This window comes from Pseudomonas fluorescens (assembly GCF_018614775.1).
Lineage (GTDB): Bacteria > Pseudomonadota > Gammaproteobacteria > Pseudomonadales > Pseudomonadaceae > Aquipseudomonas > Aquipseudomonas fluorescens_BY.
On record NZ_JAGGOF010000094.1, the window covers coordinates 6,704 to 18,208 of the forward strand.

Below are 11,505 nucleotides of genomic sequence, written 5' to 3' on the forward strand. Positions count from 1 at the left end.
GCAAGCCCGCTCCCACATTTGCTATGAGGCGTTATTGAAACCGTTCTGCCGCCAGGCCTCGTAGACCGCCACCGCCACGGTGTTCGACAGATTCAGGCTGCGGCAGCCTTCGCGCATCGGCAGGCGCAGGCGTTGGTCGGTGGGCAGGGCGTCCAGCACGTCGTCCGGCAGGCCACGGCTTTCCGGGCCGAACAGGAACGCATCACCGGCGACGAAGCTGGCGTCATGGAACGGCCGCGAACCCTTGGTGGTGAAGGCGAACAGGCGCGGCTGCCCCAGGCTTTCCAGGCAACTGGCGAGGTCGGCGTGACGCTGCAAGGTGGCATACTCGTGGTAGTCGAGACCGGCGCGGCGCAGGCGCTTGTCGTCCATCTCGAAGCCCAGCGGTTCGATCAGATGCAGGTGGCAGCCACTGTTGGCGCACAGCCTGATGACGTTGCCGGTGTTCGGCGGAATTTCCGGTTGAAAAAGGATGACGTGAAACATGCACGGCTCCGCAGATAAAGATGAGCGGCATTCTACGCCGCAAACCGATCGGCGTTCGAAGCTAATGCCTCGGGTGATGGGCTCTTTGGCGATTTTCGGCGTGATGGTCGGCTTGATGATCGGGCGCCTGACCACGCCCGAGCCGACCGTGCTGCAACAGATCGAGGTGACCGATGGGACCTTGGTGGCCTGGTTCAACGACGAGCCGAAACTGCACGGCGAAATCGTCGACGGCTCGGTGGGGTTGCTGTTCGAAGCGCAGGGCCGGCCGCAGAAGGGCCAACTCAAGCTCAACGGCAAGGATGTGAACTGGCGGGTGCGTTTGAGTGACAAGGGGTTGTTGCTGACACTGGTAGCGGCGCGGCCGTTGCGCGGCGAGTGGACCGGCAGCGAAGTGAATGACCGCTGGCGGCTGGAGGTCCGTCTCCAGGAGCAATAAAAGAGGGAATCCCCGGCCTGCCTGTACCAGGGTTCCCAAAACGGGAGGGCGACCGTGAGGGTCAGCCCTGAGTGTAAAGAGGGAAACCTTGACCTGCCTGTATCAAGGCCCCCAAAACAGTGGGCTCATTGAGCCCGGTATAAAATGGGGAATCCCCGGCCTGCCTGTACCAAGGTCCCCGAAACTGGGTAGTGACAGGGTTATTGCAGGGGGCGTGCCAGTTTCAAATGGTTTGTCACAAAAAACTGCTCATGCAGCGAAAAGCCCCGTATTTCGGGGCTTTGGCTTTTATTGGACCGTGTTCGTGAGGTGGCCCGATTGGGCTTGGTTCGCAGGAAGCGCGCAGTTGCGGTTCATGGTGCATTGGTGTGGTGCACGCTCATGTCGCTACCGCCGCCACCTTACTTGTGGGAGCGGGCTTGCTCGCGAAGGCGTCGCGTCAGTCAGCATCAAGTTGACAGACACACCGCCTTCGCGAGCAAGCCCCACAATGGGTTCTACATCAGGGGTAGAAAAATCTCATTCAACCCTCATCCCCGTCATCATCATCCCCGCCGTCAACCTTCATCCCCAGTTCCTTGATCTTGCGCGTCAAGGTGTTGCGGCCCCAGCCCAGCAGCACGGCGGCGTCGCGGCGGCGGCCGGCGGTGTGCTTGAGGGCGGTTTCGATCATGATCCGCTCGAAACTCGGAACGGCACTGTCCAGCAGGTTCGACTGACCACGGGCCAGCGCCTGGTCAGCCCACTGGCGCAGGGCCTGTTCCCAGTTGGTCACCGGCGCCGAGTCTTGTGGCAGGCTCAACAGTTCCGGCGGCAGGTCGCTGATGTGCACTTCGCGCCCGGAAGCCATCACCGTGATCCAGCGGCAGGTATTCTCCAGCTGGCGCACGTTGCCGGGCCATGGCAGGTTCTTGAGGTATTCCTCGGTTTCGCTCTTCAGCAGCTTGGGCTCTACCGCCAGTTCCTGGGCTGCTCGGCTGAGGAAGTGCCGGGCCAGGGTCGGGATGTCTTCGCGACGGTCTGCCAGGCGCGGGATATGGATGCGGATCACGTTCAGGCGGTGGAACAGGTCTTCACGGAATTTGCCGGCGTGGACCAGGGTTTCCAGGTTCTGGTGGGTCGCCGCGATGATGCGCACGTCCACCTTGACCGGCGTATGCCCGCCCACCCGGTAGAACTCGCCATCGGCCAGCACCCGCAGCAGGCGGGTCTGGGTGTCGGCCGGCATGTCGCCGATTTCATCGAGGAACAACGTGCCGCCATCGGCCTGCTCGAAGCGCCCGCGCCGCAGGTTGGCCGCGCCGGTGAACGCGCCTTTTTCGTGGCCGAACAGCTCGGACTCCATCAGGTCCTTGGGAATCGCCGCCATGTTCAGCGCGATGAACGGCGACGCCGCTCGCGGACTGTGGCGATGCAGCGCGTGGGCCACCAGTTCTTTACCAGTGCCGGACTCACCGTTGATCAGCACGGTGATGTTGGAGTGGCTCAGGCGCCCGATGGCCCGAAACACTTCCTGCATCGCCGGCGCTTCGCCGATGATTTCAGGGGTACGGGCCAGGGCCGGCACTACTTCCAGGCCTTGTTGTTCCTGGGCGTGCTGATTGGCGCGCTTGACCAGTGAAACCGCTTCATCGACGTCGAACGGCTTGGGCAGGTACTCGAACGCGCCGCCCTGGTAGGACGCCACTGCGCTGTCCAGGTCGGAGTGGGCGGTCATGATGATCACTGGCAGCCGTGGGTGCTGTTCGCGAATCCGCGCCAACAGGTCCAGGCCGCTGGCGCCGGGCATGCGGATGTCGGAGATGATGACGTCCGGTTGCTGACGTGCCAGGCGACTCATCACCCCGTCGGCGCTGTCGAAGCTCTGGGTGGTCATGCCTTCCTGTTGCAAGGCTTTTTCCAGGACCCAACGGATAGAACGGTCGTCATCGACGATCCACACGGTTTCACTACGGCTCATGTCGCTGTGGCTCCTTGTTCCAGTGGCAGGAAGATCGAGAAAGTGGTGTGGCCGGGGTGGCTTTCACACTCGATCAAGCCCTGATGCTGACTGATGATGTTCTGGGTAATGGCCAGGCCCAGCCCGGTACCGTCCGGACGGCCGCTGACCATGGGGAAGAAGATGGTTTCCTGCAGTTCGGCAGGGATGCCCGGGCCGTTGTCGATGATTTCGATCTTGGTCACCAGGCGATGGCGCACGTGGCCGATGGTGAACTGGCGCATGGCGCGGGTGCGCAGGCTGATACGGCCCAGGCGCAGCTCGTTCTGGCTGCTGATGGCCTGCATCGCGTTGCGCACGATGTTCAGCACGGCCTGGATCATCTGCTCGCGATCGATCAGAACGTCGGGAATGCTCGGGTCGTAGTCGCGCACCAGGGTGATGCAGCCCTGGGCCTCGGCTTCCACCAGGCTGCTGACGCGCTCAAGCACTTCGTGGACGTTGCACATGGCCAGGGATGGCAACTTGTTCGAGCCGAGCATGCGATCCACCAGGTTTCGCAGGCGGTCGGCTTCCTCGATGATGACGTTGGTGTAGTCCTTGAGGCTTTCTTCCGGCAGTTCCCGGGCCAGCAATTGCGCGGCGCCGCGAATCCCGCCGAGGGGGTTCTTGATCTCATGGGCCAGGCCACGCACCAGCATCTTGCTGGTTTCCTGCTTGGACAATTGGGCTTCTTCCTTGGTGATGCGCAGCAGCCGATCGCGGGGATGGACCTCCAGCAGCAACAGGGTGGCACCGTTGTTCAGGATGGGCGTCACCGCGTAGTCCACGGTCAGGGTCTGGCCGGTCAGCGCGGTGAGCATCGCTTCGCGCTTGGTGAACGGATGGGCCTGTTCCACCGCCTGGCGCAGGGAATTGAGCGCCTCGGACGATTCGGTGAACAGCTCGCTGATGAACTGCCCATGGCTGCGCTGGCCGCTGACGGCCAGCAACATCTCCGCCGCGGGGTTCATGTACTCGAGGCGCAGTTCGGCGTCGAGCAGGATGGTCGCGGTGGTGAGGTTGTCGAGTAGCAAGCGGTGTAAGGCGTCGCTGATGGTCATCGGGACCTCTTTTGGAGCGTAGCGAGCACGCGTATGACGCGCCGGTACAAGGAAAATGCAAAAACCAAACCAAGGCTCCGAAAAGAAGCGTTTAAGGCCCCAAATAGGCATTTTTCGCCCGTTAGCGTGGCGTTTTGCCAGTTTTTACGGGTACTTTCGAACCAAAATGGGTTGGAATCTGGAAAGCGTGCAAGCGCGGGCACCAATATGGTGCGCCAACCTGAACGAGGTTAGAAGAATGGCAGGATGCTGCTTTTTTCTTCTTCGGGCTTTTCGGCGAGGGGGCATTCGGGACGTTGGCCATAGTCGGTGATGACACACGGCTTGGTGCGACGCTTTTGCGCCAGGGATATGCGCTGCATGTGGAAGGGCTGGTTGGGGGTGCGTTCGACGATACGGTCTTGCTCGTCAAGGATTTCCACCGACAGGTGATGGGTGCCGCGATCGATGTTGCTCAGGGCAAACACCGGGCTCGACCCCGGTGCCCCCGTGGGCTGGCCGTCGAGCAGCAGGCGGTAGCGGTGACCTTTCCTCAACCCGGGTTCGCTGGTAACGCTGGCGATCAGCTCGCCCTCGCTACTGCGTATCGTCGCGTCCGGCTCCGGGATCAACAGGCGGAGCATTTCATAATGAAACAGCGGCTCGGGTGGGGCTTCTTTCGCAGGCGCCAACGTCGTGCCTTTGGTGGGCGTCGGCATGCGGTTGCCGGGCGGCAATTGGACCTTCTTCGCATTGCCGGGGCGCGGCTGGTCGGTAAAGACCCGATTGCCCTGAGCGTCGACGTAGGTGTACACCTGCGCCACCCCCGGCAGCGCGGCGAGCGCCAGGCCCAGTGCGAGCAGCCAGCGGATCATGGCTGATGCACCCGTTGCACGGTAAAAGTGACGGTTTCGCTCTGTTGCACGAGGTTGTCCCCATCGATGACCTGCACCGCCAGGCTGTGCTCGCCCCGGTCGATATTCATCACTTGCAGGCGTGGCACGTTGGTCGGCTGGCCGTAGGGTTGGCCGTCCACCAGTAACCGAAACTGATGGGGGCTTTGCAGCCGCGGTTGCGCCCTGACCCCCACAGTAAAGGTGCCATTGTTGGCACGCAGGGCTTCCTCACTGGGGATGTCCGTCAGCTCCAGCGCGGCGTAGGCGTTGCGCGGTTCATCCCTCTCTGCGGGGGCGGCCGGTGTGTTCGGACTGGCGGGGGGTTGGCGTTCGATGCTGTTGAGCGGCGGCAGCTCCACCGCCTGGGCCGGTACGCCCTGGGGCGGCTGGTTGCTGTAGGCGGTATTGCCGTCGGCGTCAATGTATTTGTAGATCTGCGCGGCGGCAGGCAACGCCAGCAGCAACAACAGCATTCCTGGAAAAGCGCGACCCATAGCATCAACCGAGAATTGAAAGTGTTGGGTAGCAGCATAGGACAGAGGGGGCGGTTGGCCCAACCCGAAAGTCCGAACACTGAAGTTCCTGTGGGAGCGAGCCTGCTCGCGATAGCGGTGTGTCAGCCAGCAATGATGTTGAAGGTGATGGCCTCATCGCGAGCAGGCTCGCTCCCACAGGGAACGTGTGTTTGCTTAGTTTTTCACCTCGCACAATTGCGCAGTCGCCCGGATCAGGGCAAGGCGGTGGATCGGGTGCTGCTTGTCGTTGTGGGTGGCGCGGGCCAACCACTGCGGGCACTGCGGGTCGGTGCGGTAAGGGGCGAAGTCGGCCAGTTGCTGCAAGAGGCGTTTTTGCAGTCGGTCCAGTTGCGGGCGGATCTGTCCTGCCAGGTCGGGGCGTGGCAGGTCCGGGGCCTTGCCCTCCAGGGCCCAGTCGGACAGGTTGATGTATTGCACCAGTTTGTTGGCTTCTATCTGGGCGCTGAAAAATGCTTCCACGGTTTCGCCCGTCAGCTTGTAGGCCGGTGCCTGGGCGACGGCGGCGGCAATGACTTCACGTTCGCGCGGACGGTCTTCGACCGGTTTATGGCTGTCCCATTTGCTCAACGCCACTTGATCGGCCAGAGCTATGCGTTCGCCAATGGCGTTAAGCAGCGGGGTGAGGGCGTCGGGGGCAGGAGCGGCTTCGGCGGTGGCGGCCAACAGCGCGGTAGAGAGGGCAAGGCCAAGTATGAAACGCACGTTCATGGGCAGTCTCTTCTTCTGGGGTGAGGGCGACGGCCATCATGCACGTAACCTGCGCCCATGAAAAAGGCCTCCCGAAGGAGGCCTCTCTATTCACGCTGCTTTTGCCAGCGCTACCGGATCAGCAGCTGTAGTACAGCTCATATTCCAGTGGGTGTACGAAGGTGCGAACCTTGATTTCTTCTTCGCTTTTCAGTGCGATGTAAGCGTCGATGAAGTCATCGCTGAATACGCCGCCCTTGGTCAGGAACGCACGGCCCTTGTCCAGCTCTTCCAGGGCTTCTTTCAGGCTGCCACAGACCTGTGGAATTTCCTTGGCCTCTTCAGGCGGCAGGTCATACAGGTTTTTGTCGGCGGCATCGCCAGGGTGGATCTTGTTCTGGATACCGTCCAGGCCGGCCATCATCAGTGCTGCGAAGGCCAGGTACGGGTTGGCAGCCGGATCCGGGAAGCGGGCTTCGATGCGGCGGGCTTTAGGGCTGTTCACGTAAGGAATACGGATCGAGGCGGAACGGTTGCGAGCCGAGTAGGCCAGCATCACCGGTGCTTCGAAGCCTGGGACCAGACGCTTGTAGGAGTTGGTCGAAGGGTTGGTGAAGCCGTTCAGGGCCTTACCGTGCTTGATGATGCCGCCGATGAAGTACAGGGCGGTGTCCGACAGGCCGGCATAGCCTTCGCCAGCGAAGGTGTTCTTGCCGTCTTTGGAGATCGACACGTGAACGTGCATGCCCGAACCGTTGTCGCCGTACAGTGGCTTCGGCATGAAGGTCGCGGTGCGGCCGTAGGCATCGGCAACGTTGTGCACGACATACTTCAGGGTCTGGACTTCGTCAGCCTTCTTGACCAGCGTGTTGAATTTCACGCCGATTTCGTTCTGGCCGGCGGTCGCCACTTCGTGGTGGTGAACTTCGACGGTCTGGCCCATTTCTTCCAGTGCGTTGCACATGGAGGTGCGGATTTCGTGGTCGAAGTCGAACGGAGGTACTGGGAAGTAGCCGCCTTTCACGCCTGGACGGTGGCCTTTGTTACCGCCTTCCACGTCCTGGTCGGACATCCACGAACCTTGTTCGGAGAAGATCTTGAACATGGAGCCGGAGATGTCGGACTTGAACTTGACCGAGTCGAAGATGAAGAACTCAGGCTCTGGACCGAAGAAAGCGGTGTCGCCGATACCGGTGGACTTCAGGTATTCCTCGGCGCGGTGGGCGATGGCGCGTGGGTCGCGGTCATAGCCTTGCATGGTCGAAGGTTCGATGATGTCGCAGACGAGGATCAGGGTCGGCTCTTCGGTAAACGGGTCCAGTACGGCGGTTTCGTCGTCTGGCATCAGGATCATGTCGGAGGCTTCGATGCCTTTCCAGCCGGAAATGGAGGAACCGTCGAACATCTTGCCGATTTCGAAGAATTCGTCGTCCAGCGCATCACGGGCCGGCATGGTCACGTGATGTTGAGTGCCCTTGGTGTCAGTGAAGCGCAGATCAATCCACTTGACGTCATGATCTTTGATGAGTTGAACCGACTTCGACATATGTCCTCCGGGTGGCTTCGGGCGGGTAATGGTGTGCCCTAAGATTGGGTGATGCCGGCGCGAATACTCTGCCAAGGCAACCTGCCTCACAAGGGAGCAATTTGCATGCCAGTGCCCCAGCGTTGGTTTTTTTGCACCAAATCCACGCTTTTTGCAGGCCTGAAACGCAGGTTGTCGGACAATGATGCACTCTAATGCAGCGTTCTCGGTAGAAATTGACCTGTTTTGGTGCATGCAAAACCATCTGCATATTAACTGGTTAAACCTTGAGCAATTTCCGCTATAATCCGCGCCCCCCTTTTTCGGCTGGACGTTCGCGCGCTGTTTTCATGAAACTTATCGTAAAAGTCTTCCCCGAAATCACCATCAAGAGCCGCCCGGTACGGATGCGTTTCATCCGCCAGTTGGCCAAGAACATCCGTGCCGTGCTCCGTGATCTGGACCCGGTCGTGGTGGTGAACGGCGTGTGGGACAACCTCGAACTGGAAACCCGCGTCAGCGAACCCAAGATCCTCAAGGAAATGACCGAGCGCCTGAGCTGCATGCCCGGCATCGCGCATTTCCTGCAGGTGGATGAGTACCCGTTGGGGGATTTGGACGACATCGTCGCCAAGTGCAAGCTTCATTACGGCGCTGCGTTGGCCGGCAAGATTTTTTCGGTGCGTTGCAAACGTGCCGGCAAGCACCCGTTCAGTTCGATGGACGTGGAGAAGTACGTGGGCAGCCAACTGCGCCGGCAGTGCGGCGCCGCCGGTATTTCATTGAAAGACCCGCAGATCGAAGTGCGCATCGAGATTCGCGACCAGCGCCTGTTCGTGATTCACAGCCAGCACAACAGCATCGGCGGTTATCCGCTGGGTTCGCTGGAGCAGACCCTGGTGCTGATGTCCGGCGGTTTCGACTCCACGGTCGCCGCCTACCAGATCATGCGTCGCGGGCTGATGGGGCATTTCTGCTTCTTCAACCTGGGCGGGCGAGCCCATGAACTGGGCGTGATGGAAGTGGCGCACTTCATCTGGAAGAAGTACGGCAGCTCCCAGCGTGTGTTATTTGTGAGCGTGCCATTCGAAGAAGTGCTGGGCGAAATTCTCGGCAAAGTCGACAACAGTCATATGGGCGTCATTTTGAAGCGTATGATGTTGCGTGCCGCGTCCAGCATCGCCGACCGCTTGCAGATTGATGCGCTGGTCACCGGCGAGGCGATCTCCCAGGTATCGAGCCAGACACTGCCGAACCTGTCCGTGATCGACTGCGTTACCGAAAAACTCGTGTTGCGCCCTCTGATCGCCAGCCACAAGCAGGACATCATCGACACGGCCATCGAAATCGGCACCGCCGATTTTGCCCGGCATATGCCGGAGTACTGCGGGGTCATCTCGGTCAATCCGAAGACGGCGGCCAAGCGCGGGCGGGTGGAACATGAAGAGAAAGAATTCGACATGGCCATTCTCGAGCGTGCGCTCGAAAATGCCAGGCTGGTGCCGATCGATCGGGTAATCGATGAATTGGGCCAGGACATTCAGATTGAAGAAGTCGGCGAAGCGCTGGCCGGTCAGATCATCATCGACATCCGTCATCCGGACGACGCCGAAGATGACCCGCTGGACATCGCCGGCATCGAGGTACAAACGATGCCGTTCTATGCAGTGAACGCGCGTTTCAAGGAACTGGACCCTACTCGCCAGTACCTGCTGTATTGCGACAAAGGCGTGATGAGTCGCCTGCATGCCCACCATTTGCTCAGTGAGGGGCATGCCAATGTGCGCGTTTATCGACCGAGCTAAGTGCCCGGGGCTGTTTGCCTGTGGCCTGCGTCACCGGCCCCCCGACGCCGCCGGCAAGCTGTAACGGCTTTGTCGGACTCAACGTAAATCGCTGCCACGACCTGTCAGCACACCGAATCCTCTGATCGAGATACACAAGTGATCGAAAATCTACGCAACATCGCCATCATTGCTCACGTTGACCATGGTAAGACCACCCTGGTAGACAAACTCTTGCGTCAATCCGGGACCCTGGAGCGCAACGAGCTCAACGACGAGCGCGTGATGGACTCCAACGACCAGGAAAAAGAGCGCGGTATTACCATCCTGGCGAAAAACACCGCCATCAACTGGAACGGCTACCACATCAACATCGTGGACACCCCGGGCCACGCCGACTTCGGCGGCGAAGTAGAGCGCGTGATGTCGATGGTCGACTCCGTGCTGCTGCTGGTCGACGCCCAGGACGGCCCTATGCCGCAAACCCGTTTCGTGACCAAGAAGGCTTTCGAAGCCGGCCTGCGTCCGATCGTGTGCATCAACAAGGTTGACCGTCCAGGCGCGCGTCCGGACTGGGTTCTGGACCAGATCTTCGACTTGTTCGACAACCTGGGTGCCACCGAAGAACAGCTGGACTTCAAAGTCGTCTACGCCTCGGCCCTGAACGGTATTGCCGGTCTGGACCACAATGAAATGGCTGACGACATGACCCCGCTGTACCAGTCGATCGTCGACAACGTACCGGCGCCGGCTGTTGACCGTGACGGTCCGTTCCAGATGCAGATCTCCGCACTGGACTACAACAGCTTCCTGGGTGTGATCGGCGTTGGCCGTATCGCGCGCGGTACCGTCAAGCCGAACACGCCGGTCGTGGCCATTGGTGCCGACGGCAAGAAGCGCAACGGTCGTATCCTGAAGCTGATGGGTCACCACGGTCTGCACCGCGTGGACGTTGAAGAAGCCGCTGCCGGCGACATCGTTTGCATCAGCGGTATGGACTCGCTGTTCATCTCCGACACCCTGTGCCACCCGGACGCGGTCGAAGCGATGAAGCCGTTGACCGTTGACGAGCCAACCGTTTCCATGACCTTCCAGGTGAACGACTCGCCGTTCTGCGGTAAGGAAGGCAAGTTCGTGACCTCCCGTAACATCAAGGAGCGTCTGGACAAAGAGCTGCTGTACAACGTTGCACTGCGCGTTGAAGAAGGCGACTCGGCTGACAAGTTCAAGGTCTCCGGCCGTGGTGAGCTGCACCTCTCGGTACTGATCGAAACCATGCGTCGCGAAGGCTTCGAAATGGCAGTAGGTCGTCCGGAAGTGATCATCCGCCTGGTTGATGGCGTGAAGCACGAACCGTACGAAAACGTCACCATCGACCTGCCGGAAGAATCCCAGGGCAAGGTGATGGAAGAGATGGGCCTGCGTAAGGGCGACCTGACCAACATGGTGCCGGATGGCAAGGGCCGTGTTCGCCTGGAATACAACATCCCTGCTCGTGGCCTGATCGGTTTCCGTAACCAGTTCCTGACCCTGACCAACGGCGCAGGCATCCTGACTTCGATCTTCGACCGCTACGACGTGATGAAGTCCGGCGACATGTCCGGCCGCCAGAACGGCGTTCTGGTTTCGGTAGAAACCGGCAAGGCGCTGACCTACTCCTTGGAAACCCTCCAGGCGCGTGGCAAGCTGTTCGTCGAGCACGGCCAGGAAATCTACGGCGGCCAGATCGTGGGTCTGAACAGCCGTGACAACGACCTGGGCGTGAACCCTACCAAGGGCAAGAAGCTCGACAACATGCGTGCTTCGGGTAAAGACGAAACCATCGCTCTGGTTCCACCTGTTCGCTTCACCCTGGAACAGGCCCTGGAATTCATCCAGGACGACGAGCTGTGCGAAGTGACGCCGAAGTCCATCCGTCTTCGCAAGAAGATCCTGGACGAAAGCGAGCGTACCCGCGCTGCCAAGAAAGCCAAGAACTGATTATTTGGTTCTGGCTGAATGAAAACGCCCCCGGTCGAAAGACCGGGGGCGTTTTTTTTATGCCTGGATTATGCAGTGACCGGGGTGGCCCCTTCGCGAGCAAGCCCGCTCCCACAAGGACGGCGGTGAGCCTGTGGGAGCAACTGTCTTG

Annotated in this window: 10 protein-coding genes; 3 read left to right on the forward strand and 7 right to left on the reverse strand. The window is 60.4% G+C overall.

From position 1 onward, the window contains the following. Window positions 1-21: 21 nt before the first annotated feature. Window positions 22-486, reverse strand: a complete 465-nt coding sequence (gene trmL, locus J7E36_RS21620; RefSeq protein ID WP_215007603.1) for a tRNA (uridine(34)/cytosine(34)/5-carboxymethylaminomethyluridine(34)-2'-O)-methyltransferase TrmL — start codon at window positions 484-486, stop codon at window positions 22-24. On the opposite strand from trmL, the gene J7E36_RS21625 reads away from it, so the two are divergent. Further along, window positions 485-925: a hypothetical protein gene (locus tag J7E36_RS21625; protein WP_215007606.1), complete on the forward strand. Its 441-nt coding sequence runs from the start codon at window positions 485-487 to the stop codon at window positions 923-925. The genes trmL and J7E36_RS21625 overlap by 2 nt on opposite strands. A 523-nt stretch (window positions 926-1,448) precedes the next feature. Here the strand turns inward: J7E36_RS21625 and ntrC are convergent. From ntrC to glnA, 6 genes are all read right to left on the reverse strand, one after another. Beyond that, window positions 1,449-2,885, reverse strand: coding sequence for a nitrogen regulation protein NR(I) (gene ntrC / locus J7E36_RS21630; RefSeq protein ID WP_215007609.1), 1,437 nt, complete (start codon window positions 2,883-2,885; stop codon window positions 1,449-1,451). After that, window positions 2,882-3,967 (reverse strand): nitrogen regulation protein NR(II), encoded by a 1,086-nt coding sequence (gene glnL / locus J7E36_RS21635; RefSeq protein ID WP_215007612.1) that lies wholly within the window; start codon window positions 3,965-3,967, stop codon window positions 2,882-2,884. Before glnL ends, ntrC begins: the two co-directional genes overlap by 4 nt. Window positions 3,968-4,197: 230 nt before the next feature. After that, window positions 4,198-4,821 (reverse strand): DUF4124 domain-containing protein, encoded by a 624-nt coding sequence (locus J7E36_RS21640; RefSeq protein ID WP_215007615.1) that lies wholly within the window; start codon window positions 4,819-4,821, stop codon window positions 4,198-4,200. Continuing rightward, window positions 4,818-5,336: a DUF4124 domain-containing protein gene (locus tag J7E36_RS21645; RefSeq protein ID WP_215007618.1), complete on the reverse strand. Its 519-nt coding sequence runs from the start codon at window positions 5,334-5,336 to the stop codon at window positions 4,818-4,820. The genes J7E36_RS21640 and J7E36_RS21645 overlap by 4 nt, the downstream gene beginning before the upstream one ends. A gap of 195 nt (window positions 5,337-5,531) precedes the next feature. Continuing rightward, the gene (locus J7E36_RS21650) at window positions 5,532-6,086 is read right to left on the reverse strand and encodes a chorismate mutase (RefSeq protein WP_215007621.1); all 555 of its coding nucleotides are present in this window, start codon (window positions 6,084-6,086) and stop codon (window positions 5,532-5,534) included. A 118-nt stretch (window positions 6,087-6,204) separates the two neighbouring features. After that, window positions 6,205-7,611: a type I glutamate--ammonia ligase gene (gene glnA, locus J7E36_RS21655; protein ID WP_212798608.1), complete on the reverse strand. Its 1,407-nt coding sequence runs from the start codon at window positions 7,609-7,611 to the stop codon at window positions 6,205-6,207. 329 nt (window positions 7,612-7,940) lie between these two features. Between glnA and thiI the strand changes: the two genes are divergently transcribed. Continuing rightward, window positions 7,941-9,395 carry a tRNA uracil 4-sulfurtransferase ThiI gene (gene thiI / locus J7E36_RS21660; RefSeq protein WP_215007624.1) on the forward strand — a complete coding sequence of 485 codons (1,455 nt, stop codon included), beginning with the start codon at window positions 7,941-7,943 and terminating at the stop codon, window positions 9,393-9,395. Window positions 9,396-9,533: 138 nt separating this feature from the next. Beyond that, window positions 9,534-11,354 (forward strand): translational GTPase TypA, encoded by a 1,821-nt coding sequence (typA, locus tag J7E36_RS21665; RefSeq protein WP_215007627.1) that lies wholly within the window; start codon window positions 9,534-9,536, stop codon window positions 11,352-11,354. Window positions 11,355-11,505: the final 151 nt, after the last annotated feature.